Source organism: Hahella sp. NBU794, from assembly GCF_050749805.1.
Lineage (GTDB): Bacteria > Pseudomonadota > Gammaproteobacteria > Pseudomonadales > Oleiphilaceae > Hahella.
Genome location: NZ_CP192738.1, coordinates 1,336,576 through 1,360,653, shown reverse-complemented (window position 1 = coordinate 1,360,653; position 24,078 = coordinate 1,336,576). Strand labels below are relative to the sequence as shown.

At 54.6% G+C, this 24,078-nt stretch carries 19 protein-coding genes; 8 read left to right on the top strand and 11 right to left on the bottom strand.

All coding sequences use genetic code 11. The features are described 5' to 3' along the window. Nucleotides 1–67: 67 nt before the first annotated feature. The 3 genes from ACQYWX_RS06080 to asd all read left to right on the top strand — a co-directional run bounded on the left by ACQYWX_RS06080 (nt 68) and on the right by asd (nt 3,674). The gene (locus ACQYWX_RS06080; RefSeq protein ID WP_431688226.1) at nt 68–1,795 is read left to right on the top strand and encodes an HDOD domain-containing protein; all 1,728 of its coding nucleotides are present in this window, start codon (nt 68–70) and stop codon (nt 1,793–1,795) included. A 124-nt stretch (nt 1,796–1,919) separates the two neighbouring features. Next, nucleotides 1,920–2,744: a sulfurtransferase gene (locus ACQYWX_RS06075; RefSeq protein ID WP_431688225.1), complete on the top strand. Its 825-nt coding sequence runs from the start codon at nt 1,920–1,922 to the stop codon at nt 2,742–2,744. A 39-nt stretch (nt 2,745–2,783) separates the two neighbouring features. Next, on the top strand, nt 2,784–3,674 hold the full coding sequence (gene asd / locus ACQYWX_RS06070; protein WP_431688224.1) for an archaetidylserine decarboxylase: 891 nt from the start codon (nt 2,784–2,786) through the stop codon (nt 3,672–3,674). 49 nt (nt 3,675–3,723) lie between these two features. Here the strand turns inward: asd and epmA are convergent, their stop codons facing one another. Together epmA and efp are read right to left on the bottom strand one after the other, a co-directional pair. Further along, on the bottom strand, nt 3,724–4,680 hold the full coding sequence (gene epmA / locus ACQYWX_RS06065) for an EF-P lysine aminoacylase EpmA (protein WP_431688223.1): 957 nt from the start codon (nt 4,678–4,680) through the stop codon (nt 3,724–3,726). A gap of 107 nt (nt 4,681–4,787) precedes the next feature. Continuing rightward, the gene (gene efp / locus ACQYWX_RS06060; protein ID WP_011399132.1) at nt 4,788–5,360 is read right to left on the bottom strand and encodes an elongation factor P; all 573 of its coding nucleotides are present in this window, start codon (nt 5,358–5,360) and stop codon (nt 4,788–4,790) included. An 84-nt stretch (nt 5,361–5,444) separates the two neighbouring features. Here efp and epmB point away from each other — a divergent pair, with 84 nt between their 5' ends. The 3 genes from epmB (at nt 5,445) to ACQYWX_RS06045 (ending at nt 10,826) form a co-directional block, all read left to right on the top strand. Then, nucleotides 5,445–6,491 carry an EF-P beta-lysylation protein EpmB gene (epmB, locus tag ACQYWX_RS06055; RefSeq protein ID WP_431688222.1) on the top strand — a complete coding sequence of 349 codons (1,047 nt, stop codon included), beginning with the start codon at nt 5,445–5,447 and terminating at the stop codon, nt 6,489–6,491. Between the two features lie 268 nt (nt 6,492–6,759). Continuing rightward, entirely contained in the window at nt 6,760–8,562 is a 1,803-nt protein-coding gene (locus ACQYWX_RS06050; RefSeq protein WP_216735119.1) for a GTPase, read from the top strand. A 167-nt stretch (nt 8,563–8,729) separates the two neighbouring features. Then, nucleotides 8,730–10,826: an EAL domain-containing response regulator gene (locus ACQYWX_RS06045; RefSeq protein ID WP_216735120.1), complete on the top strand. Its 2,097-nt coding sequence runs from the start codon at nt 8,730–8,732 to the stop codon at nt 10,824–10,826. 126 nt (nt 10,827–10,952) lie between these two features. On the opposite strand, the gene serB is transcribed toward ACQYWX_RS06045, so the two are convergent. Together serB and parC are read right to left on the bottom strand one after the other, a co-directional pair. Continuing rightward, nucleotides 10,953–12,182, bottom strand: a complete 1,230-nt coding sequence (gene serB, locus ACQYWX_RS06040) for a phosphoserine phosphatase SerB (RefSeq protein WP_216735121.1) — start codon at nt 12,180–12,182, stop codon at nt 10,953–10,955. Nucleotides 12,183–12,267: 85 nt separating this feature from the next. Next, nucleotides 12,268–14,547 (bottom strand): DNA topoisomerase IV subunit A, encoded by a 2,280-nt coding sequence (gene parC, locus ACQYWX_RS06035; protein WP_431688221.1) that lies wholly within the window; start codon nt 14,545–14,547, stop codon nt 12,268–12,270. Nucleotides 14,548–14,722: 175 nt separating this feature from the next. On the opposite strand from parC, the gene ACQYWX_RS06030 reads away from it, so the two are divergent. Next, nucleotides 14,723–14,986: a hypothetical protein gene (locus ACQYWX_RS06030; protein ID WP_041598903.1), complete on the top strand. Its 264-nt coding sequence runs from the start codon at nt 14,723–14,725 to the stop codon at nt 14,984–14,986. Nucleotides 14,987–15,096: 110 nt separating this feature from the next. On the opposite strand, the gene ACQYWX_RS06025 is transcribed toward ACQYWX_RS06030, so the two are convergent. Beyond that, the gene (locus ACQYWX_RS06025) at nt 15,097–15,855 is read right to left on the bottom strand and encodes a transglycosylase SLT domain-containing protein (protein ID WP_279507241.1); all 759 of its coding nucleotides are present in this window, start codon (nt 15,853–15,855) and stop codon (nt 15,097–15,099) included. Between the two features lie 168 nt (nt 15,856–16,023). Further along, nucleotides 16,024–17,004: a phospholipase A gene (locus tag ACQYWX_RS06020; RefSeq protein WP_431688220.1), complete on the bottom strand. Its 981-nt coding sequence runs from the start codon at nt 17,002–17,004 to the stop codon at nt 16,024–16,026. A 215-nt stretch (nt 17,005–17,219) separates the two neighbouring features. On the opposite strand from ACQYWX_RS06020, the gene ACQYWX_RS06015 reads away from it, so the two are divergent. Next, nucleotides 17,220–18,311, top strand: coding sequence for a PA0069 family radical SAM protein (locus tag ACQYWX_RS06015; protein ID WP_279507242.1), 1,092 nt, complete (start codon nt 17,220–17,222; stop codon nt 18,309–18,311). Nucleotides 18,312–18,340: 29 nt separating this feature from the next. On the opposite strand, the gene ACQYWX_RS06010 is transcribed toward ACQYWX_RS06015, so the two are convergent. The 5 genes from ACQYWX_RS06010 to ACQYWX_RS05990 all read right to left on the bottom strand — a co-directional run bounded on the left by ACQYWX_RS06010 (nt 18,341) and on the right by ACQYWX_RS05990 (nt 24,046). Then, a complete protein-coding gene (locus ACQYWX_RS06010; RefSeq protein WP_431688219.1) occupies nt 18,341–19,129 on the bottom strand; it encodes an acyl-CoA thioesterase in 789 nt (262 codons plus the stop codon). Nucleotides 19,130–19,404: 275 nt separating this feature from the next. Continuing rightward, nucleotides 19,405–20,439, bottom strand: coding sequence for a putative urea ABC transporter substrate-binding protein (locus tag ACQYWX_RS06005; RefSeq protein ID WP_216735126.1), 1,035 nt, complete (start codon nt 20,437–20,439; stop codon nt 19,405–19,407). A gap of 55 nt (nt 20,440–20,494) precedes the next feature. Continuing rightward, the gene (locus ACQYWX_RS06000) at nt 20,495–21,679 is read right to left on the bottom strand and encodes a toxic anion resistance protein (protein WP_216735127.1); all 1,185 of its coding nucleotides are present in this window, start codon (nt 21,677–21,679) and stop codon (nt 20,495–20,497) included. 13 nt (nt 21,680–21,692) lie between these two features. Then, complete coding sequence (locus tag ACQYWX_RS05995; protein ID WP_431688218.1) at nt 21,693–22,499, bottom strand: hypothetical protein; 807 nt, start codon at nt 22,497–22,499, stop codon at nt 21,693–21,695. A 2-nt stretch (nt 22,500–22,501) separates the two neighbouring features. Further along, nucleotides 22,502–24,046 carry a phosphate ABC transporter substrate-binding/OmpA family protein gene (locus ACQYWX_RS05990; RefSeq protein ID WP_431688217.1) on the bottom strand — a complete coding sequence of 515 codons (1,545 nt, stop codon included), beginning with the start codon at nt 24,044–24,046 and terminating at the stop codon, nt 22,502–22,504. Between the last annotated feature and the right edge of the window lie 32 nt (nt 24,047–24,078).

Genomic DNA, 24,078 nt, shown 5'->3' with positions numbered 1-24,078 from the left:
AGGCAGCCACTATTAACTACTTTTATATTGTTAGTTAAGATCAAAACCGGCGATTTCACAAATACTTATGCAGGATACCGCACCGCCCCAACAATCCATGGCGTGGGTGGATCAGTTGGTTAAAAAACCGCTGCCTCCCGTTACCGCCACCAATAAAATTCTGTTGGGACTGCTCAGCAAATCGTCCTTGTCCTATCAGGGGATGAGCGACTTCATCAAAAATGACCCCGTGCTGGCGCTTACCGTGCTCGGAAAAGCCAATGTGGCGATTCGCAGCGACGAAAGCCTGGTAAAGACGCTGGCCCACGCCATCAGCCTGCTGGGAGTGGAGTTTCTGGAAAAACTGCTACAGGAAACCCCTCCGCCGGAATCAGATAAAGAAGAGCCAGTGCGACGCTATCATCAGGCCATCGCCACCAGCTTTTTCGCCGGCCATCTCGCCTCTTACATCGCCGCCCACAAACATAAAGGTAAAGAAGAGGAATATTTCTGGGGCGGCCTGTTCTGGGGCGCGCCAACCTGGTATTTATGGCGCTTCACGCCCAAGAAAATGCAGGCCTGGACACAGAGGCTCGAGCACTCTTCGACACATCGCCGCTCTGTTGAAGAAAAAGTATTTGGAGCCCCTTTCATTGAGGTCTGGAGCAAAATCCAGGAGGCGTTCGCCTTGCCGCAAACGGCCGTCGACGAACACTATCTGCATGACCTGCCGTTGATGAAACAGCTCGTGCGCATCTCCCGACGCTACAAAAGCACCGGTTCCGGCGATTTGTCAGAAGACCGCGACCTGCGCCTGTTTGTGAACAGGCCGGAATTCATTGTCGGCTTGAGTAATCTCATTGCCTTCCATGCCCAACTCGACTGGCGCAGCAGCATATTCAACCGCCTCAGCAAAGTGTTGGCGGTATATCTGAACAGCTCTCTCAGCGAGGTCATTCGGCAAACGCACCTGATCGCCGTCGAATCGGCGCGCCTGCACCCCTTAGCCTCTGGCAACCGCCTGGCGGAGTCGCTCCTGTGGGATCCCAAGATTCTTGTTCGTCAGGAGGAGGAAGCCCCGGTTGTCATCCCCTCGCCCGCTCAGGAACCCAAGCCTGCCCTACGAAAAGAGCCGGTAATCGCCGCGCCGCCTCCGCCGCTTGTCGAAGAGGATGAGACAGAAGAACCCTTTGTCCGCGAGCAAGCTAAACCCAGAGAAAAAACCGTTCCGCCTCCTCGCCAGACCGCCCAGGCCGACGTCAGAAAGCTACGCCACGGCAACCGGGATCTTTACGCTGAGCTGACGAACATGATGCTGCAGTCGCCGCATCAGTTTAAGGACATCGCCTTTCTCATGAACAACGCCGCCCGTTGCGTGAAATACGGAGTGGGCCTGCATACCTGCGTCATCGCCCTGATCAACACCAAACGCACGCGTCTCAAGGGGTATTACGCCGTGGGCGCGGAAGACCGTCCCGACCTGCCCCGCATCGACCTGGACCTGACGGAAGCCAACCTGTTCAGCAAGCTGATGGAGAAGCCATCCAGCCTTTGGGTCAAACCCGGCAGCTCTCCCAAAGTAAAAGCCATGATTCCCGACAGCTTCAAGACGCTCAACAAGATGGACGACTTCTTCCTCATGTCCTTGTTCGTGAAAACCCGTCCCGTCGCGCTGTTTTATGCAGACGCAGGCCTGGATAGCCTGCCGCTCAGCGAGTATGAGTACGAAAGCTTTAAGCACGTCTGTAGCTCGGCCTCTCATGTTCTGCACCATTTCGCCGTACGCAATCAACAGAATAAGAATCAGGAGAGCTAGCCTCTGAAAGCGCTATGCGCTCATAGCCGCTTTTGCTAACATCCGAGGCTTTCAATGACCGCGCGACCTGCTCCGCAGCGGCGCTTCTTAATATCCAAACGCCCGACCAAGAGAGAGCATCCCGATGGCGAATACCCTGGACTCCCTGCCGCTAATTCTTGAACCCGAACAGCTGGAGCCGCTGCTTGGCTCGCCTGGCCTGATTCTCGTCGACCTTTGCCGCACTGAGAACTATCAGGCCGCGCATCTGCCGGGTGCGATTCATATTCCACCGGGGGCGACGCAATATGGCCGCCCGCCCGCGCCAGGCCTATTACCGGACGAGTCCCAGCTGCAAGCCATTGTTCAACACATCGGGTTACGTCATGACAGCCACGTAGTGGTGTATGATGATGAAGGCGGCGGCTGGGCCGGCCGGATGATCTGGCTGCTCGATAGCATCGGATTTCAGCGTTACAGCTATTTGAACGGCGGTCTGGTCGCCTGGCATGACGAAGGTCGCCCGCTCACTCGTGAGGAGCCCAGCGTCACCCCCAGCGATTACGAAATTCAGTTGCGCTCAGAACCCACAGCAACTCTGGACCAGTTACAGGCTGAGCTGGGCGACTCCGCACTGGCGATATGGGACGCCCGATCGCCTCAGGAATACCAGGGAGTACGTCAAACCGCCATGCGCAATGGCCATATTCCCGGCGCCGTTAATTACGAGTGGACCCGGGCGATGGACCCGTCCGCAGGCTTGCGTCTGCGCGACCTGACGGTAATTAAAGAAGAACTGGAAGCGCTCGGCCTTAACGCCGACAAACGCATCGTCACACACTGCCAATCCCATCACCGCTCTGGACTGACTTATTTGCTCGGGAAGGCGTTGGGCTTTAATATGCGCGCCTACGCTGGGTCTTGGGGCGAGTGGGGCAACCACCCCGATACGCCGATCGACCAGCCCTGACAGACCGCGTTTGCGGTGGTTTTACGCACGGAACACAACATGTCCTTATCTGACCGTCTTTTTATTCTGAGCCAGCATCTGACTCCACAGCACGCGCTATCGCGCGCCATTGGCAAGCTGGCGGATTCCAGGACGCCGTTTATAAAGAACACCTTCATCAAGTGGTTCATCAAGCGTTATAACGTGAACATGCAGGAAGCGTTACTTCCATCTGCGGAAGATTATGCCTGCTTCAACGACTTTTTTACCCGGGCGTTAAAGGATGGCGCGCGCCCTATCCATCCTGACGCCTCACGACTGGTGATGCCGGTGGATGGCGCTGTATCGCAGGCAGGCTCCATCGACTACGGCAAGATCTTCCAGGCCAAAGGCCATAGCTTCAGTCTCGTCGAATTGCTGGGAGGCGACCTGCAAAGGGCGCAACCGTTTATTGGCGGTGAATTCGCGACCATTTATCTGTCCCCCAAAGACTATCACCGCATCCATATGCCGATTGACGGCGAACTGCGGGAGATGATCTATGTTCCAGGCAAACTTTACTCGGTCAACCCGCTGACCACCGAGAACGTGCCTGCGCTGTTCGCGCGTAATGAACGCGTCGTGTGCATTTTTGACACGCCACTGGGACCGATGTCCATGACGCTGGTCGGCGCCATGATCGTCGCCAGCGTGGAAACGGTGTGGGCCGGCCGCGTGGCGCCAATGGGCAAAACAGTGCGCAGCTATACCTACAAGCCAGGCGAAGTCACCATCAAGCGCGGCGAAGAAATGGGACGCTTCTGCCTGGGCTCAACTGTTGTGATGACCTTCCCTAAAGGCTCCATGCGCTGGCGCGAAGGCTTCAAAGCAGAGACGCCAGTGCGCCTGGGCGAAGACCTGGGTGAGATTTTGCAGACCGTTACGGCCGTTGACAAGCAAATAACGGATTAATATGACGACGGGCGACAGGCCGCTCCGGTCTGTCGCCGCGACGCTTCAGCTAGATTCTGTCCGCCGGAAACCCCAACACATCCTCTAACCGGCTTTTCCCTTCGAGCACCATAAACAGCCGATCCACGCCCAACGCAATGCCAGAGGACTCCGGCATATCAGGCAGCGCCGCCAGTAAACGCTCGTCCACCGGAATAACCGGTTTCTTCGCCGCTGACCTGGCGAGATTGTCTTCTTCAAAGCGCCGTCTTTGCTCAACCGGGTCTATCAACTCGTCATAGGCGTTGGAGATTTCGACTCCATTGATGTACAGCTCAAAGCGGAAAGCCACCGCGTCGCCTTCAGCGTCTTCACCGACTCTAGCCAGGGCCGCCTGACTCGGCGGATAGTCACGGATAAACACCGCACCCAAGGGTTTCAACGCCGGCTCAACGCGGTGAGTCATCAGCACATCCAACGCCTCATCCCGGCTCAGTTCTGACGCCGCCATGCCGCTGGCTTGCGCCGCTGCCTCCTGCAACACAAAGGTCTCCACCCGATACGGGTCCAGATCGACAAAGCGCTGGAACGCCTGCCGATAACTCATGCATTCCGCTTTTTCCTCGTAGCCCAGACTGGCCAGAAGCTCCTCCACCTCACGCTGCAGATCCTGGAGCGAAAACCCGGGACGGTACCACTCCAACATGACGAATTCCGGATTATGACGAGTCCCGAACTCGCCGCGCCGAAACGCCCGGGTAATCTGGTAGATGGGCCCTGAACCCGCGGCGAGCAGACGCTTCATCGCATGCTCCGGTGAGGTGAGCAGATAGCGAGGCTCAGGGCCCACACTGATGACGTCAAAACTGTCCAGATTGAGGTCGGTCGCAGTAACGCTGCTCAACAAAGGCGTATCTACTTCCAAGACTTGCCGATCATCGAAAAAAGCGCGTATGCGCTTAATAAAATCAGCTCTTTTGCGAAGGGTGTCGATTGTGGCGCTTGGACGCCAGTCGGGCTGCTGCATAGTCGAATAAGAAAAAATCAGTCTGAAACAATAAAAAAAGGCGGATTCCAACGAATCCGCCTTTCCATGAGTCAACGCGCGGCCTTACAAAGGCCTATGCGGCGTTATCAGCTCTTAACGCGGCTCACATATTCGCCGGAGCGAGTGTCGACTTTGATCATTTCGCCCTGGTTAATGAACAGAGGTACAGCCACCACCGCGCCTGTGGTCAACTTGGCGGGCTTGCTGCCGCCCTGAGCGGTGTCGCCACGTACGCCGGGATCAGTTTCAACGATTTCCAGCTCTACGAAGTTGGGCGGAGATACAGACAGCGGCGCGCCGTTGTATAAAGTCACAGTGTAGACGTCCTGCTCTTTCAGCCACTTAGTGGTGTCGCCAACAGCGGAAACGTCCGCCGCATGTTGTTCGAAAGAGCCGTCAGTCAGCATGAAATGGTAGAATTCGCCGTCGGTGTACAGGTATTCCATATCCAGATCCACAACGTCCGCGCCTTCTACAGAATCACCGGACTTGAACGTACGCTCACCGACGCGGCCAGATTTCAGGTTACGGAACTTGACCCGGTTGAACGCCTGTCCTTTTCCGGGTTTGACAAACTCGTTCTCAATAATGGAACAAGGGTCTCCGTCCAGCATAATCTTGAGACCTGATTTGAATTCGTTGGTAGAATAGTTGGCCATACTTCCTCTTGAAACAGAATGATCGCCAGACGGCGACGCATGTTAAAATTCGGTCAGAACCTGACTTGTGGTGCAAATTTGTAAATGATAGCCCGAAATCCGGTTGCAGTAGAAGTCTGCGACGCGAAACTTGACGCCCAATCCGCCCCCTCACTCTCCTGGAGCCAGCAAATCGTCGACATGATCAAGTCGCCGCAGGAACTGCTGTCGCTTTTGGAGTTGCCGCACGCGCTATTGCAGGACGCGCTTCCCGGGCATGCGCAGTTTCCGGTGCGGGCGACTCGCGATTACGTGCGCCGCATGAAGAAAGGCGACCCGAACGACCCTCTATTACTTCAGGTGCTGCCACTGCATCTGGAGCAGCAGGAAATGGCCGGCTATAGCGCCGACCCACTGAGCGAAGCGGATTACACCGCCTCCAAAGGCATCTTGCAGAAGTATCACGGCCGCGCCCTGCTCATTACCACCAGCGCCTGCGCCATCCACTGCCGTTACTGCTTCCGACGCCATTTCCCCTATAGCGAACATCGCCAAAGCCGCGCGCAATGGAAGGAAGCCCTGGCGAGTTTGCCGGGCGACGACAGCGTCAGTGAGATCATTCTCAGCGGCGGTGATCCGCTCATGCTGAATAACTCAGTTCTCGATGAGTTACTCACTCTCATCGCAGAGCTGCCGCAGATCAGCAAGGTAAGGCTCCATACGCGTCTGCCAATCATGCTGCCTGATCGCATTGATCAAGGACTACTGGACCTGTTTTCGGACCGTCCATTCAAAACCATCATGGTTATCCACGCTAACCACAGCGCAGAGCTGGATGGCTCCGTGGAACAGGCTTTGGCGCGACTGCGCCCGGCAGTCCATATGTTGCTGAACCAAACCGTTCTGCTTAAGGGCGTTAATGACGACGCCCCCACCCTGGCCGCTCTTAGCGAGAGATTATTTGAATGCGGCGTTACGCCCTATTACCTGCATCAGCTCGACAAAGTTCAGGGCGCCGCTCATTTTGACTGTGGCGACGAACGTCTTTCTTCTTTAATGCAATCGTTAAGAGCCAAACTACCCGGTTACCTGGTTCCGCGCCTGGTCAGAGAAATCCCCGGAGCCCCCTCCAAAACGCCCATCTTCGCCTGATTAAGGACAAAGGCGCGGCGCAAAAAAGTTTTGACAGGGATGACTGGTTATGTAACTTTTTGTCGCTTTGTGTTACACCCATGTTAATCGTAAAAGTTTGCAAAAGAAGGGATTTTGGAGGCCCCTCCACTCCCTTTGAAGAATCTTTGCTATTCTAAAAGCAAGAATTTTCATTTATTTTGAAAAAACGCGCGTATCCCGCTGGATTCATTGAGTTATCGGCAGGCATGCGTTCAGGTCACCACGAAAACTATAATGGTTGTCATGCATGGACGGTCAAAGTACTGCGCCGAAAATAACTGTTCCTGAGCTCAAGCTCACCTCGCTGTCCTTCTGCGAACCTAACGTTAAGCAGTTGGAGCATTGGGTGAGCCAGCTGCCCATCGCCAACATTGGTGAGACCGCCAAACGGCTATACCATGCGATTATTGAACTCAACCAACTGATTACCGCACCCGCTAACCGCTACCAGTTAATGGAAGTCATCCGTGGACCCATCTATTACGTCTGCACGGAGTTATCAAAGCACTTTCTTAACCATTCAATAGTTCTGCCGGAAAAACAGCGCAAAATCGCCAACCTCGCCCAGGCCCTGCAACTGCATCTGGCTAATGGCTATAAACTGGTGATTCACGATCAGCTCAGCGCCTCCATGTCGGACCGCGCCAAAAAATCTCTGGCGACGGCCTGCCATCGCGCTATCAGCGACCTTTCCCGCTGCGTATTACGCGCCTGTCAGCTGTATTGCCAAAGCCCAACCAATGTCTGGCTGGAAATTCATCAGCTTTATAAGTTTGCGCACACCTTTAAGTTCGCCAACGCCAAAGTGCGTGACGAGCAGTCAAAGTTATTTGAAGAAACCACGCTGGAGCATATCTACAAGCGCGTGCTGTTGCTTGGCTGCTGCAAGCCCAATCAGATGCGCCAGAATGATATCGCCGCCGCTTTCGAGGCCTTCGAATCCTGGGCGCAATTTACGGATGTTCTGGACGACGCGGAGACAACCGCACTGTTTATCGTCAATCCCGGCGCAGATGCGGCGCCTCACTATCGCAGCTTGCAAAGCGCAGCGCCCAGCCTGGACTCTTTTGGTTTTGACACCGCCCGTCTGGTGGACAGACTGACAGACTACATCGCCTATGTGAACACGCACAAGAAAGCGCCCGAAGGCGTCTTGGACATGCCGGTGCGGATGACCGACAACGTATTGTCATCGCTAAGTCAGGCGTTGGGCATTCTGACAAAACGCACCTTTAAACGTATGTCCAGCACCGGCCGCGTATTCCTGAGCGTCGGACTCTCCGCCACGCACTTTTTCTGCGCCAACGGCGTCGAGTTCAACACCCTGCTGATGTCGAAAAATGACGATGACAATGACGTCAACTACTTCATGCAACGCGCGCGTAAAACCGATGTCTGGAATTCCTCTTTCGACGCGGGACCCACTCGTGACGATCGCGGCCGCGCCGCTGAAATGTCGCCGATAAATTATCCCGGCATCAATCGCATTAAACAGACGGAAACCAAATCCAACTACATGCAGCATATCGTACCCCTGGTGAACACCAGTCCGGGCGGCTACTGCATTCAATGGGTGGGCGACGTGCCCGGCAATGTCCAGGCTGGAGAGTTGCTTGGCGTGCGGGAAGATGAGTCTCACCCCTGGAGCATTTCCGTCATCCGCTGGATTCGCCAGATCAAACAGCATGGCACCCAGTTCGGCGTCGAGTTGCTGGCGCCAAGCGCCAAGCCTTGCGGCGTACAGCTCACGCAGAAAACCGGCGAAGGCAGCGAGTTTTTGCGCGGGCTGCTGTTGCCGGAGCTTCCCTCCATCGGACAACCTGCGACGCTCATCACCCCACGCCTGCCGTTCCAGGTGGGTCACAAAGTCATCATCAACAAACAGGGACGCGAAACCAAAGTGCAGCTTTGTCGTCGGGTGTCCGCCACCGGCAGTTTCAGTCAGTTTGAGATTAAGTTTTTAAATCAATCGCTTAATCAAGCTCAGGAAGAAGTGAAAACTACGGGCGCAAGCGAAGATGATTTTGATTCACTATGGCCGTCCTTATAGGAACGAACGTCAAATTACTTAACATATTTCCTTGTCGCATAATAAAGAGCGACCTAGAATAACTTACATATATAAAACTTTGTAAAATCTGGGCTGTAGAGCGCTCTTGAGGTGCGTTCGGCGCCAAGGTTTACGCCAATTGACTGGAGTTTGATCAATTCACGTTCATGCAAAAAAAAAATCCAACGGTACATTTGCTGATCCTGGACGCCTCGCAAAATGATGCCGAAAAAGTAGTCAGCCTACTTCGGAATGCAGGGAGAGCCACGCGCGCTCACCGAGTCACCAGTCTGGAGGATTTGGAAGAGTCGCTAAACTCTCAGGTGTGGGATCTGTTCATCGCCAAAGAAGTCGACGGGGAAGTCACCTATAAGCACTGCCTCGAACAAATCAAAAGACTGGAAAAAGACCTTCCTTTTATCCTTCTGACACAGACTTTCGATGAGGACTCAGCCCTGGAAGGACTGAAGCTGGGCGCGCGCGAAGTGCTGCCGGTGGACGCACTTCCGCGAATGGTGTTTTCCGTCAAGCGCGAGCTGAGCGACCTGGAAGAACGTCGTCGTCGCCGCAACATCGAAGTGCATCTGCGGGAAGCGGAAAAACGCTGCAACCTGTTGCTCGAAAGCTCCATGGACGCCATCGCCTACATCAACGAAGGCATGCACGTTTTCGCTAACAAAGCTTACCTGGAGCTGTTCGGTTACGAAGACATCGACGAATTGATGTGTATTCCCGTCATGGACGTTCTGTCCAGCGGCAGCCAGGAACCTTTCAAAGACTTCCTCAAAGCGTTCAATGACGCCCAGCAAAATCAGCAACATAAAGAGCTGACCTGCACCATTCGCAAGAGCGACGACTCCGAAGTAGAGGTCGTCCTCAGCTGCTCTCAGGCGACGTATGACGGCGAAGCCTGTACTCAGATTATCGTGCGCCCGGAAGTCGATCCTGAACTGGAAGAGAAGCTGCGTAAGTTCAGCAGCGAAGACTTGCTGACCGGTCTCTACAATAAGGTGCACTTCATGGAGCACCTGGAAGGAGCGATCGACAAAGCGCTCAACAATGACCTGCAAGGCAGCCTGCTGTATCTGGAGCTGGACGACTTCTCCGTCGCCCGTAACGAATACGGCATCCCAGGCTCAGACAGCATCCTTGGCGATTTCGCCAACATGTTGAAGTCCATTTGCCCGGACAACTACTCCCTGGCCCGTCTTGGCGATGATACCTTCGCCATATTGGCGTCCCAGGTCGACGATAAAGGCTCTGAGCAACTGGCGGAAAATATTCGCAAGCAGACGGAAGAACATTTATTCGAAGTTGGCGACCGCACCGCGCAGGTCACTGTCAGCATAGGCATCGCCCGCATCAACGAAAATGCGCCGAAAGCAGAAGAGCTGATGAGCCGCGCCCACAAAGCCTGTTCACATGTTCACAATCTGGAAGGCAAGAAGAAAGGCAATGGCGTTTACCTGTATAACGCCGTGGACTTCGACGCAGCGCAGCCTTTGGATGAAGACATGGTCGCCGTGCTGCAGCGCAGCCTGGATAATGGCCGCTTCCGCCTGTTGTTCCAACCGATCATTGGTTTACGCGGCGAAGGCGAAGAGCATTACGAAGCCTTCCTGCGCATGTTGAACGACAAGGACGAGGAAATCAGCCCATCCGAGTTTTTGCCCATCGACAGCAACGCCGAACTTGCGATCAAACTGGATCGCTGGGTGATCCTGCAGAACATCAAGAGCCTCAGCGCGCATCGCGCCAAAGGTCACGACACCAAGCTGTTCTTGAACATCACACCCTACACGGTGCTGGATAAAACCTTCGTACAGTGGCTGGGCCTGGCGTTGAAGGCAGCCAAACTGCCCGGCGGCGCCTTGATATTCCAGATCGCCGAAGAGAACGCTATCGAGTATCTGAAACAAGCCAAAGAGTTCGCTGCGGGCATTAAACGCTTAGGCGGCAAGATTTCCATTGGACGTTTCGGTTGCGCCTTGAACCCATTCAACACGATCAAACACGTTGAATGCGATTACATCAAGATGGATGGCTCATTCACCGAAGAGATTCAGAAAGACGAGCGCTCCAGAGAGAAGCTGAAGGAAATGATCACTCAGCTACAGGAGTTGAAGAAACTAACGGTAGTGCCTTTCGTGGAAAACGCTTCCGTACTGTCCACACTGTGGCAGGCGGGCGTCAACTACATTCAGGGCTACTATCTGCAGGAGCCCTCACCGGAAATGAATTACGACTTCAGCGAGGGCGAGTAGCCTCGCAGACGTCGACATTCGTTCCTTTTGCTGTGTTCACGGCGGGCCTGAGGCCCGCCTTTTTTGTTTTGGATGCCCCGTCCTGAATAGAGTTGGCGCCTATTCAGGACCAGACAGGAGAGCAGCTTACTCGCCGCCCACCAACAAAGCAGTGTCGCTTTCCCGCAGCCCCAGCAAGTAGAGAATGCTGTCGAGCCCCAGATTGGAAATCGCGTGCTTGGCGGATTCTTTCACCAGAGGTTTAGCGCGGAAGGCGATACCCAGTCCAGCCACGCTCAGCATCGGCAGATCGTTGGCGCCGTCGCCCACTGCAATCACCTGCTCCAGACGCAAGCCTTCTTTTTCCGCAATCTCCCGCAACAGCTCCGCTTTGCGCGCACCGTCAACAATCCTGCCGGTCACTTCACCCGTGACTGCGCCGTCTTTAATATCCAGCTCGTTGGCGTAAACGTAGTCTATGCCCAACTTGGCCTGGAGTCCCTTGGCAAAATAAGTGAAGCCGCCAGAGAGAATCGCAGTCTTGTAACCCAGCATACGCAGATGGGAAATCAGCTTTTCCGCGCCTTCCGTCATCACCAGTCGCGCCTGCACTCTTTCCAGAACGCTCTCAGAGAGACCTTTCAATAGCCCCACTCGTTTGCGGAAGCTTTGCGAGAAGTCCAGTTCGCCGCGCATGGCCATTTCAGTGATTTCAGAGACCTGCTCGCCAACGCCCGCTTCTTTGGCCAGCTCATCGATGACTTCCGCTTCGATCAGCGTGGAGTCCATATCAAAGACCACCAGACGACGATTGCGGCGATAGATATCGTCTTTCTGAAACGCGATATCCAGGTTCAGGTCATTCGACACATGCAGGAATTCCGCTTTTAACGCATCCAGATTCTGCGGCGTCCCGCGCACGGCGAACTCGATACAGGCCTGGGCGTTTGTGCGGTCTTCGTAGAGTGACAGACGGCTCGACAAGCGGCTGATGTTGTCGATATTCAGATGATGGTCAGCAGTAATGCCAGACACCCGCGCAATCTGCTCTGCGGTGATCTCACGCGCCAACAGCGTGACAATATAACGCTCTTTGCCCTTGCCTTTCGCCCACTCGGAGTATTCCTGCTCTGATACCGGCTTGAACTGCACCTGCAAGTTCAAGGCGTGAATGCAAAACAGAAGCTCCTTCAAAACATTCGCGGATTCCTCGCTGTCAGGAATCTGCACCAATATGCCCCAGGTCAGATAATCGTGAATAACAGCCTGACCGATATCCAAAATAATCAGCCCGTGCTCAGCCATGATCCGGGTGATCGAGGAAGTCAGTCCCGGTTTGTCATATCCAGAGACATTAATCAGTAGTATTTCGCTCACGGCGTCTTCCACCTCAATCTAACTGCTTATTAGCTATGAATAATTGCGGACATCGCGCGCCCGGACGAGCGCGCGCAGAAGTGATTTACTCGCCTTCCGGGGATACCGGTTCGGCGCTTTCATCAACGATGATTTCCACTCGGTCGACGCGTTGCAGGCCACGGGGCAGCTTGTGCCCACGGCGACCACGCTCGCCCAGATAATGGCTCAAATCATCGAAAGTCAGTTTGAGGAAACGTTTACCCGCGTGCAGCACCAAAGTGTCTTTCTCACCCACCACCGCCAGATTGCTCATGACTTCTTCACGAGCTTGCGCACGAGCGCTGGGGATGCCGATGATCTTGTTGCCCTTGCCTTTGGCCAGCTCTGGAAGTTCGCTCACGGGAAACACCAGCATTCGCCCTTCATTACTGATCGCCACCAAGTGAGGGTTGTTTTGCCGCTCCAACAGAATCGGCGGCGATACGCACGCGCCTTTCGGCAAGGAAATCAAGGCTTTGCCAGCACGGTTTTTCGATTGCAAATCTTCCAGTTTGGCCACAAAGCCATAGCCCGCGTCTGACGCCAGCACCACCTTCATGGAGTCCGGCCCCATCAGCACATGGGTAAAGCCCGCGCCGGAAGGCGGATTGACTCGCCCGGTAAGCGGCTCGCCCTGGCCCCTGGCGGAAGGCAATGAATGCGCCGCCACGCAATAGGAACGTCCAGTATCGTCAAGAAAAATGGCATTCTGGTGACTGCGCCCCTTGGCGGCGGCGAGGAACTTGTCGCCCGCTTTGTAACTGAGGCCTTCGGCGTCGATATCATGACCTTTGGCGGCCCGCACCCAGCCCTTCTCTGACAACACCACCGTCACTGGCTCAGAGGCGATCAAGTCAGTTTCACTGAACGCCTGCGCTTCTTTACGCTCAACAATGGGAGAGCGGCGCTCGTCGCCAAACGTCTCCATATCCTGCTTCAGTTCGGTCTTAACCAGCTTACGCAGTTTGGCTTCTGAACCCAGGATGTCTTCGAGTTTCTTACGCTCTTTTTCCAGCTCATCCTGCTCCGCCCTGATTTTCATTTCTTCCAGGCGGGCCAGTTGCCGTAATTTGGTGTCCAGAACGTACTCGGCCTGCACGTCGCTCAAGCCAAAACGCTCCATCAGGACGGGTTTGGGCTTGTCTTCACTGCGGATAATCGCGATGACTTCATCGATATTCAGGAACGCAACCAACAAGCCTTCCAAAATATGCAGGCGCGCCAATACCTTCTGTAAGCGATGCTCCAGTCTGCGTCTGACCGTCTGCGTCCGGAACGTCAGCCATTCCTGCAGCAGCACACGCAGGTCTTTCACCGCAGGACGTCCATCCAGGCCCACTACGTTGAGGTTGACCCGATAGTTCTTTTCCAGATCTGTGGTGGCGAACAAGTGCGCCATCAGAGGCTCTGCGTCAATGCGATTGGAGCGAGGAATAATGACCAGTCGAGTCGGATTTTCATGATCGGACTCATCCCGCAGATCCGCCACCATGGGCAGTTTTTTGGCCTGCATTTGCTGGGCGATCTGCTCCATGATGCGAGCGCCGGACACTTGGTGCGGAAGCTCAGTGACGACGATGTCCTGACCTTCTTTGGTGTATTTCGCACGCATTTTGACGGAGCCGCGTCCCGTCTCGTAAATCTGACGCAGATCGCTGCGAGAGGTGACAATTTCACCACCAGACGGGAAGTCCGGTCCTTCTATATATTCACACAGGTCTTCCACTGTGGCTTTCGGGTGATCCAGCATGTGAATACAGGCTTGCGTCACTTCCCTCAGATTATGGGGAGGAATGTCCGTCGCCATGCCGACAGCGATGCCTGTGGTGCCGTTTAGCAGAAGATTGGGCAAACGCGCAGGCAGTAAAGCCGGCTCATCCAGGCTGCCGTCAAAGTTGGGAACCCAGTCCACCGTGCCCAGACCGATTTCACTTAACAACACTTCCGCGTACTTCGCCAGACGAGCTTCGGTGTAACGCATGGCGGCGAAAGATTTGGGGTCATCCGCAGAACCCCAGTTGCCTTGTCCATCAATCAATGGATAACGATAGGAAAAAGGCTGCGCCATCAACACCATGGCTTCATAACAGGCGGAGTCGCCATGAGGATGGAATTTACCCAACACATCCCCCACGGTACGGGCGGATTTTTTGTGCTTGGAGGCGGCGCTCAGGCCAAGTTCGGACATGGCGTAAACAATGCGCCGTTGCACCGGCTTCAGGCCATCGCCGATATGGGGAAGCGCCCGATCCAGAATGACGTACATGGAATAATCAAGGTAGGCTTTTTCCGTATATTCCTTTAGCGGACGACGCTCAATCCCCTCTTCAAACATCATGCTCATAGATTCTTAAATGCTCGCTCAGCTCGTCATTCGAATTTGTCAAAACCCGTACTCTACGCAAGGTCTGGCCCAAGATAAAGTCAAATTCGCATTGCTACGTAGCGGCTTGTACGCATTTTGAGCAAGGTCTGCAATCACTAAGATCGCCTCACTCCATTTAACAAAGGAGGCTAACTTGTTATTCAAAATTTTCGTTCAACAGAAAGAGCAGTTGGCCGCAGCCAAGCCTTCCGCTCCGCAGCTTCCAGCAAAATTTCCAGTGCTCGGAGCCAAACTGGCCCCGTTCCTGTTTCCATTTTGCATGAGCGCGTTCCTGGTGATGATGGCGATGGATTATCTCATTTCAGGACATTGGCAGGCGGCGCCTTACTACTTAAGCGCCAGTATTGTTTTGGCGAGCATTATCGCCGCAGTAAGAACCATCAAGAAAAAGCAGTAGCCGGATTTATCCGCCCTCTCATTCATAATAAGAGCTTATTCGCTCATCCCTAACGCTACTTTCCACAGGCTGGAAACCCGAGTCACCGCAGGCGACTAAAAACAATAAGCCTACGCGGGCCGACCGGAAAGCTTGGCGAACTCATCCATATAACGCATCACTTTTCTGACGTACTGATATGTCTCTGTGGGCGCGTCCTGCTGCAGCGCTTTTAACACTTGCTCACGAGTTTGTACTGGGAATTTTCCGACGATTTTCCGTCGTACATTGCTCGGCCCCCAGTTGTAGGCCGCCAGCACCAGCATGGTCTGCACCGTCCGATCTTCGACCTGACCAAAGTAGCGGTGTCTCAGAATTTTCAGATAAGCGCCGCCCAGCTTGAGATTGGTATAAGGGTCAGCCAGTTCCTTTTCCGTAGGGTTTCGCGACTTTTTGTACAGACGCTTGTAGGCTTCACGGCCACCCGCTCCCGCCACCACCTGCATCAGGCCCATAGCGCCCCTGTCGCTACGCACGTCTGACCGCAAACTGGATTCCGTTCTGGCGACGGCGTATAGCAGACGTTCTTCCATATCCAGCTCTACCGCCACCTTGCGCACTTCTTTGGCGTAAGCGTATTGAGGCACATGACCCGGAAAGCGATCCGCATCGTGAATCGGATCAGCATTAGAATAGTAAGCAGCGTGCAAAGCGTCGGCGTCTGGCAGTAACTGCCCGTGACTTGTTTGAGCATTAAACAGGCTCTGCATCCCTCCAAAACGCCAAGCGCTGACGACAAGGCCGAGCATGCAGGCGGCGATAAATGCGATAAACAGTGGCGTGATATATTGTTCAATTAAAGGATGAGCGGCGACCACTTTCTGCTTCATTCCCACTTTCTCCATCACATCTGTATGGAGCCATTCTAATTTTCGAGGGAATTTAAGCTGTTTAAGCCGCGTTGGTATTTTGTTATTGAAAATTAAGCAAAAGCAAAATAATTAAAAAAACTCGCCGGCGCGATGGCGTCGGGCCGGCGGACTCGTCAGACATTTAGTTTAATACCAGTCTGTGAGCAACACCCCAAAGCCAATCCTTTGCGTGCGGTGGTTATAGTCGATCAGACTCTCGCCATAGCCATCGTAATACTCGATATATCCCTTCAAACGCCCCTGCAAGGGGAAGCTGTAGGACAGTTGCACCGTGGTGTGGTTGTCATTGCGGCGGAAGTTGTTGAACAGGCGCATACTGGCCACGTTCTCATTATGCTTATAGGTCGCCCCAAACTCTGCGTACCCCATATAGTTGTGAATATCGGGGTTGTCGTCGTCATCCCCGCTTTCCGGCAGTCGCCACCAGGGTTTAACGCTGAAAGTCATACTTCCCTGATTGAACAGGAACGCCGTATAGATGCGGTTCCAGCTTCGCGACGTCGGCTCGGTGCGCCCATTCGACTGATGACTCAATCCCAGCACATAGTGCTCAGAGGTGTAGCCAAACAGGCTCAGGTTATTACGGAACAAAAAAATCAGCTCGGGCTCGTAATTGGTTTCCCGAAAAGGCGCGGACAGTGACTGGTTATACAACTGCCAGAAAGAGACCTGAGTATAGGCAAACCAGAGGCTCATGGGCTCGGGGATAAAGTTACGCGCCAATTGCACTTTGAAACTAATCTGGAACTTAGTCTCCGAGTGCTTTTGACTCTCCAGGTCCATACTAGGCTCTCTGGTCGGGCTGTATGGCATCTCGTTGGGGTCGTCCACATAGGAATACAACAGCAGATAGTTGGGCTTGTGAGGGATAATGAGGAATCGGTTGTCGGAGAAAGTCGTTTCAAACTCCAGGCGCTTATCGATATCGCTGGGTTGCCGGATATCGCCTAGGGGGTCATCATTCTGCTCCTCTACCGCGCCCGTTTGGGGATCGTCTTCCTTGCCCAGGGATTTGGCTACGCTGTCATAACAAATCAGGCGTTGCTGTACATCCTCCAGCTCATAGCACGCCAATATAGGCGTCTCGTTTTCTTCGGCGAAAACCATCGTCGCCCCGAGTAACAAAAGACACAATCCCCAACGCATTAAATCACCATTTCTTCCTAACCCACTGAAGCAAAAGCGTATTTAACATCATACGCGAAAGCTTACAATCATTTATGTTTGAGCCCGAAATTACGATCCGAACATACCGCAGAAAATTCCTGTTGCCGTCCCCAAACAAAATACTGTACATTTAAACAGTATTTTGGAGGCAGGTTATGCAATACGGCGAAGCAAGCAAAGGGCGTGGAACCGGGACCAATCCACACAATCGTTTTCACCCGCAACGCAGCGAGAGCGATCCCGCTGAAATCGCCGCGTGGAGCGAAGTCCACGACGAAGCTTATCAGAAGCACCCGCAAACGGAATATATCCAGCAAAGCTGTCAGTCCATTGTCAGCAAGAATAATTCCCCCGATATTCCCTTCACTTACTCCATCAATCCCTATCAGGGATGTGAACATGGATGCGTCTACTGCTACGCCCGCCCCAGTCATGAGTACCTGGATCTGTCGCTGGGCCTCGACTTTGAAACCAAGATCTACTGCAAAACCAATGCAGCGGAAAAGCTGCGGGTCTTTCTGGATCAGCGCAATTACCGCTGCGAAACCATTGCTATCGGCGGCAACACCGACCCATATCAGCCCTCCGAAAGGCAACTAAAAATCACCCGCAGTCTGCTCAATGTCATGGTGGATACCAAGCACCCGGTTACACTGATCACCAAGAGCAACCTCATACTGCGCGATATTGATCTATTGCGGGAGCTGGCGTTTCAGAATCTGGTCAAAGTCATGATCAGCGTCACCACCATGGACGTGAAACTGAAAAATATCCTGGAACCCCGCGCGGCGAGTCCCAAAGCGCGTCTCAAAGCGATAGAGACCTTGCGCCGGGAAGGCATCCCCGTTGGCGTCATGGTGGCTCCGGTGATCCCCGGCATCAACGATCCGGAAATTGAAGATATCGTTACCCAATGCGCCAACGCCGGCGCACTCAATGCCGGCTATATCCTGTTGCGATTGCCTCATCAGTTAAAGGAGCTTTACGAAAACTGGCTGCAGCAGCACTATCCGCTGCGCAAGGAGAAGGCGCTCAACTTGCTGAGAGAGTGCAGAAATGGCGAGCTGTATCAGTCTGATTTCCGCACTCGCCAAAGCGGCGTGGGACACTTCGCCCGCCTGATCGAGCAACGCTTTAGTATCGCCGCCAAGCGCAATGGACTTAATCTACGACGGGACTCTCCACTGCGCACAGACCTGTTCACCCCGCCAGGGGCATCCAGGCAGATTGATCTGTTTTCCTTGTAGAGCGAGCCCTATGGCTCGCTCTGTACGGCTTAGCCGAATACCGTTACGGTCTGCTGGCTGAGCGCCACCAACTCGCCTTTGGCGTTCCACAACTTGGAGCGGGTATAAGCATACCCTTCCGAAGCGTGCTCAACGTATGCCTTATACAGACACAGCTCATCCGGCTGAATTGATGGCGTTGGCTGCGGGAACTGAATAGACCAGGTCAGCGTGCTGGCGGGAGCCGGCGCTTTCACCCAAGGCAAGGTCGCTGGCGGCCAGGCGTCCACCAATCCAAGAATGTGCCCCAGAGTCATCGCTGGTTCCGGCTGGCGGAAGCGCACCCAGCCACCCATTTCTCTCGACTGCACGCCGGAGAACGGCAGGTTGCCATAGGCGTAGTAGTAGTTGAAATGCTGGGTAAACTCGGGCGTGACGCCTTTAATGTAGGGCATTTCAATACACTGATCAGGGGCCTTCGCTTCTGGCGTCGCTTCCCCGGACGCATTGATGATGGTGTCCCGCGCCTTGCCGAAACTGGCGAAAGCCGTGGCTTTCACTTCCCCTTGTTGAATAGCGCGGCCCAACACCTGGCTGACTGAACCGCCTTCGCGCAATAACTCGCTGGCGACGGTCAATTTAGTAGGGGCGACGGGGGAGACGAACGAGATATTAAATTCACGCAGTGGGCGATCCTCGGAGAGTGACTGGCGCATGGCTTCGTAGATAAACGCCGCTACCAGCCCTCCAAAGGTCGAGCGACCTTGGGACCAGTCCTCGGCGATTTCTACATCGCATACTGAGTCGCTAACTTCTCCCAGGAGCTTGGAAAAAAGCATTGGAATTCACCTTTATTGCTTACATTGCTTCATGACGAAAAATGTCCTGGCCTCCTGACGTCATACTGCTACACGCCATCAGGCGCACACAGGATCGGGCGTTATTCGCCGGTCGCCGTCACTTGCGACCGAACGATGTTTACAGCATTAACTTTAAATTGCAAGGCTCCACCATCCCCCTTCCAACCGGTTTCAATTCCACCGACTCAAAGCTGCAAACTGAAGCCTGCACGGGCGGGATATCGCCTTTCCCGCCCGCTAGGACAAAAAGCCTGTTACAGGGAACCCTGTGCGGCCATGTCCATATATTTACTGGTAAAGCGCAGCTTGACGTTTTTCTCGTCACCCAGCACTTTGCCGTTATCGAACTGAATGCCGACAAAGTCAGCCGACTGCGCGGTAGCGCCAAACAAACCTTTGTCAAAGCTGAACTGACGCACGTACTCCATGGTCTTCTCAATCGCGTCGGACTTGGTGTAGTCGCGGGCTTCGGCTGGCGTGTAGAACATCGCGGTGGTGCGCAGCTGAGCTTTAAACTCAGGCACCGTGGCGCCAGTGGCTTCCGCCATATACTCGATCGCTTCTTTGCTGCCGGCGCCGCCGCTTATGGTCGCCATGGTTTCATACCAAGCGCCGGTAAGGGCTTTCTTGAAACGCTCATCCGCGTCTGTCTTCACAAATGTGATATCCAGAATTTCACCTGGAATCATGGACGAGTCAAAAATCATCTGCGCGCCCTTGGCGTTACGCGCCTGCTGCAAAGGCGGATTCCAGGTCACCACCGCGCCTTTGGAGCTGGAGATAAAGGCGCTGGCGATGTCCGCATCAGAGGTATTCACTACCGTGACGTCTCTTTCAGACATCCCGTTTTTATCCAGTGCACGCGCCAGCATGTAATGGGATACGGAAAACTCCACCAAGTTGATTTCCCGACCTTTCAACTCCGCCACGCTGTGCGCGCCTTTCACGACGATACCGTCGTTGCCGTTGGAATAGTCGCCGACGATAATCGCCTGCGTGTCCACGCCGCTGACGGAAGGAATCGTCAGTGCGTCCATATTAGTCGCGGTGACCGCGTCAAAGTCGCTGGCGGTATAAAGGTTGATGGACTCGACGTAGTCATTGATCAACTGCACTTCAATTTCAATGCCGTACTTGTCCGCCCACTTCTTGACGATGCCCTGATCCGCTGCGTAGCCCCAGGGCTCCCAGCCAGTGTAATGGGACCAGGCCAGTTTGAACTTATCCGCCGCTGAAGCGGAGGCGGACACCGCCAGGCACATCATGATGGAGGTTATGCTTCGTACCATAAATCTTTTTCCTTGTTGCAAAGTATTGCGTCCGTCGTCAGTAACGGACAGCCGGTTATTCTTTATTGATATCAATAATTTCAATGGCGTCTTCCAGGGAAACGCGGGCTTCTTCCGCTCCTTCCATTTTCTGGATGGATTTCTCCATTTTGCCGCTCAGGTCATCCATATCCACAATAGACTGCGCCATCTTGGGCAGGGCGTTGCGACGGAAGCTGCTGAGTTCTTCCAGAGCGGCCTGCACATCGGTAAAGGCTTTCTTCAACGTATTGATGTCCAGCTGCGCCTGAGAAGCCTGCTTTTGAATCTCCACGCCCTGAGTGCGCAATGTGCTGGCGGTTTCGGCAATCAGATCGTTGGTGGTTTGAGTCACCGCCTGCACGCCTTTCAGCACCTTCTTCTGCGCCTGTAACGCCAGCGCCAGCGTGGAAGCCGTGGACAACGCAGTCACAGTCACGTTGCAGGCGCGATCAACGCCGCGCACCAATTCCTGGTTGTTGCGGATGATCACTTCTGTGGACAACACGCCTTGCTGGTTCACCGCCAGCATTTGCTGCAGGTCGATAATGCGCTGGCGTAACGGGAACAGCACTTCCTCTTCCAGAAACTTACGCTTCTCCTCATCTTCCTGGCGCTCCACCTGAGAAGTCAGCTGTCTGTCCAGCAACTGTCCCAGCTTGATGTAGTCCTGCAGCAGGAAGGTCAGTTCACGCATACGCTTCTGATCGTTGCGCAAGGTGACGTTATCCCGCTCCAGTTGCGACTTGCCGTCTTTCAGGGTCGCCACGATGTCCTGAATCACGCCTTCAACGCTTTGATAACGCGCGAACCAGCGCGCCAGAGGCGTGCCCACGCCTGGGATCATCGACAGCAGTCGACGAAAGCCGCCCATGTTGAAATCAACCCGGTTCGGATTGATGTCGGTCACCTGCTCCTGTAACGTCAGCAGGCCTTGCGCCACCGGGCCGCCGTCCTGAGCGTCACGCAGCAGATTGGCCATGGGCTGTTTCAGCATTGCGCTTTGCTGCGCCATATTACGCGTCACAGTTTCACCCAGATTGGCCACGGCGCGGGCCTGAGCGTCGCGCTGGTCCAGATTGCGAAGATCGATGCCGACCAATTTATCCACCAGCTCGTCAGCCTGCGCTTGCAGCTTGGGATCAACCTCTTCAGATTTGGAGGTTTCCGCAATGACCTGCTTCTCTATTTTCTCTTTCTCGGTCAGGATTAAATTGCTCAATGGTTATTCCTCATCACTTTTTTTGCGCATATTGCTGCGAGTTTTCAATTAGTGTGGTCAGTTCCTTGATCGCTTGCTCCATATCCATGGCGGCGCGACCGCTACTGAAATCCGTATTGGCGAGACGGGCGCTGACCTGATCCAGTTTGGTCAACGCTTCCTCGTTTTCTGCATAAAGGGAGCGCACACGCTGCATTTGCTCATCGAACAAATGCAAACGACCGCGGAGCTGCTCGCGGGTTCTTTCCGCTTCCGCTGAGTCAACGCCATCCATGCGCTGCAGCTTGCTCTCGATAGCGATCCGGTCAATCGCGCTGACTGACTGCAGGGACAGAGAGACGCCTTCCAGGTTATCCAGGCCATTCAGATACACCTGCTCCGCCATCGCCAGATAGCGGTTATAGGTCAGTTCCGTGGACTGGAGTTTACGATTGAGCACCTGATTGAAGATCTCAAACTTCTTCTGAAATAACTGCAGCTGTTGAATGGCGTCATCCGCATTCAGTTTAGACAACTCCGTATTAAGGTGAGCGATGGCCTGTTTGCGCTGCGCCTCCAGCGCTTTGCGATATCGCTCAATGTAGCGATTGGCGTGAGTTCCGCCTTTGGCGAAGTACTCCCAGGACCAGCCGCCCAGCGCCAATACGGCGCCGCCTACCAAGGCGCCCAGCGTTGCGCCGCCCACACCAAAAAGCATGGTCGCGGCGCCGCCCAGAAAGCCGACCAAAGCGGGATATAGCGTCACCGGCTGGGTCAGCGAGGTTTTCAGCGTCTCCGCTTTGATTTTGGCGGGTTTGATCGCTTTGGTGTCAAAGGTCATACCTAGATTTCCCCACTCACCAAAACGATTTCCACCCGCGGCAGGCGGTAGTTGTAGGCGCGCAACGATTCGTTCGGCAGTTGCGGCAGTGGTTTTTCACCGCCAAAACCAACAAATCGGAACCGGTTCGGATCGATTTCATAGGTGACTTCGATATAGCGATACACCGCTTCGGCGCGGTCCAGGGAAAGCCGTTTGTTTGCTTCCGCATCGCCCCTGACGCCAGTATGCCCGCGAATCTCCACGCGGAAGTTCGGGTAGTGCTGCAGGTTTTCCATCAACAAATCCACTTCGCGCTTGCCTTCCAGCGTCAGCTCCGACGTTCCGCTGGCGAAGATAATCGGACGCACTTTCAGCGCGCCGAACTCCCGCAGGCGTTCCCACTCCGACGCGGCCAGCGCGCGAAAACGCGCTTTCTCCGCAGAGCTGCTTTCGCCGGCGAACTCACCCGTGGCCAGGGTGTCGTAAAGCTCTTTAATGGGGGCGCTGGTGAGCAGTCGATAAGGGTCGTTGTTCGGTATGGGATTACGGCTGAACACTTTGTCGTCGAGCAGAATGCCGACCGCGGACTCAATGGTGTCCACTAGATACTCACGACCGGCGTTGCGGCGTCCAACGCCAAACCAGTCTTCCGCATTTTCGGTGAGACTCTTCCACTCTACGCCGCTCAGCAGTTCTTTGGACTGTTTGGCGTCGAGGCCGTATTCGTCACGCAGCGCTTTCACCAGCTCATCCTGGTTGCGACGATAGTGCTGCAGCGTCTGGTAATACGCTTTCAGGAACACTGACACCATTTCCGGGTCCTTGCGCAGCACCGTGGCGTTGGCCACCAGCACATCCACAATCAGCTTCTGGGTGTCCTCGGTGCCCAGCAGACGCACAATGCCATCGTTGGACAAGGCCCGGGTCACTTCCGGCTCCCACACCACCGCCACGTCCGCCTGCCCTTTGAGCAGCGCGTCCAGCGCTTCGCCCGAGCCGTTGGTCGGCATTTTCCAGGAGGTCGACTGATTCAGCGCGGTCAGGTCAAAATGGCTGCGGATCGCCCTTAACAGATGCTCGCTGGGCGAGTTGGGCGTAAACGCCACTCTGACGCCGTTTGCGGTTCGTAAATCCTCAATGCCCGCCACTTTGGACTGACGCGCCACAATGGCGTCACCGCCTTTGCTCTCGTCGATCACCGAGATGATGGGACCGGGATAATTCACGGCCGCTCCGTTCTGGACATAACTGTCCACCGTGGCGACGATAAAGGTGTACTCGCCTTTGCTCAGACGCTTGAAGCGGTCCTGATAGTCGGCCTGATCATCCACGCATTCGAGCAGATAGCCCTGGCGGCGCAGGCGCGCATTCATTTCCGGCGAACACAAGGGGAAGTAGCCCACCCAGCTATCCCTGGCCAGGCGAATGGTTCCCTTGGTGTTCTTGGCGTCTGTGGTCTGCAGTTGGCGGTCCTCCTGGGATTGCAGCAGGAATATTTTGACTCCCGCCATCACCAGCAGCCCGCCCAACAGCAGGATGATTACGATCTTAACGTGCGCTTTCATGCATCCAGTCTCTACTGCCTGAGGTCGCCTTG

Coding starts and splice junctions, on each gene's coding strand:
- ACQYWX_RS06080 (WP_431688226.1), top strand. CDS start 68: ATGCAGGATACCGCACCGCCCCAACAATCCATGGCGTGGGTGGATCAG.
- ACQYWX_RS06075 (WP_431688225.1), top strand. CDS start 1,920: ATGGCGAATACCCTGGACTCCCTGCCGCTAATTCTTGAACCCGAACAG.
- asd (WP_431688224.1), top strand. CDS start 2,784: ATGTCCTTATCTGACCGTCTTTTTATTCTGAGCCAGCATCTGACTCCA.
- epmA (WP_431688223.1), bottom strand. CDS start 4,680: ATGCAGCAGCCCGACTGGCGTCCAAGCGCCACAATCGACACCCTTCGC.
- efp (WP_011399132.1), bottom strand. CDS start 5,360: ATGGCCAACTATTCTACCAACGAATTCAAATCAGGTCTCAAGATTATG.
- epmB (WP_431688222.1), top strand. CDS start 5,445: ATGATAGCCCGAAATCCGGTTGCAGTAGAAGTCTGCGACGCGAAACTT.
- ACQYWX_RS06050 (WP_216735119.1), top strand. CDS start 6,760: ATGGACGGTCAAAGTACTGCGCCGAAAATAACTGTTCCTGAGCTCAAG.
- ACQYWX_RS06045 (WP_216735120.1), top strand. CDS start 8,730: ATGCAAAAAAAAAATCCAACGGTACATTTGCTGATCCTGGACGCCTCG.
- parC (WP_431688221.1), bottom strand. CDS start 14,547: ATGAGCATGATGTTTGAAGAGGGGATTGAGCGTCGTCCGCTAAAGGAA.
- ACQYWX_RS06025 (WP_279507241.1), bottom strand. CDS start 15,855: ATGAAGCAGAAAGTGGTCGCCGCTCATCCTTTAATTGAACAATATATC.
- ACQYWX_RS06020 (WP_431688220.1), bottom strand. CDS start 17,004: ATGGTTTTCGCCGAAGAAAACGAGACGCCTATATTGGCGTGCTATGAG.
- ACQYWX_RS06015 (WP_279507242.1), top strand. CDS start 17,220: ATGCAATACGGCGAAGCAAGCAAAGGGCGTGGAACCGGGACCAATCCA.
- ACQYWX_RS06010 (WP_431688219.1), bottom strand. CDS start 19,129: ATGCTTTTTTCCAAGCTCCTGGGAGAAGTTAGCGACTCAGTATGCGAT.
- ACQYWX_RS06005 (WP_216735126.1), bottom strand. CDS start 20,439: ATGGTACGAAGCATAACCTCCATCATGATGTGCCTGGCGGTGTCCGCC.
- ACQYWX_RS05995 (WP_431688218.1), bottom strand. CDS start 22,499: ATGACCTTTGACACCAAAGCGATCAAACCCGCCAAAATCAAAGCGGAG.
- ACQYWX_RS05990 (WP_431688217.1), bottom strand. CDS start 24,046: ATGAAAGCGCACGTTAAGATCGTAATCATCCTGCTGTTGGGCGGGCTG.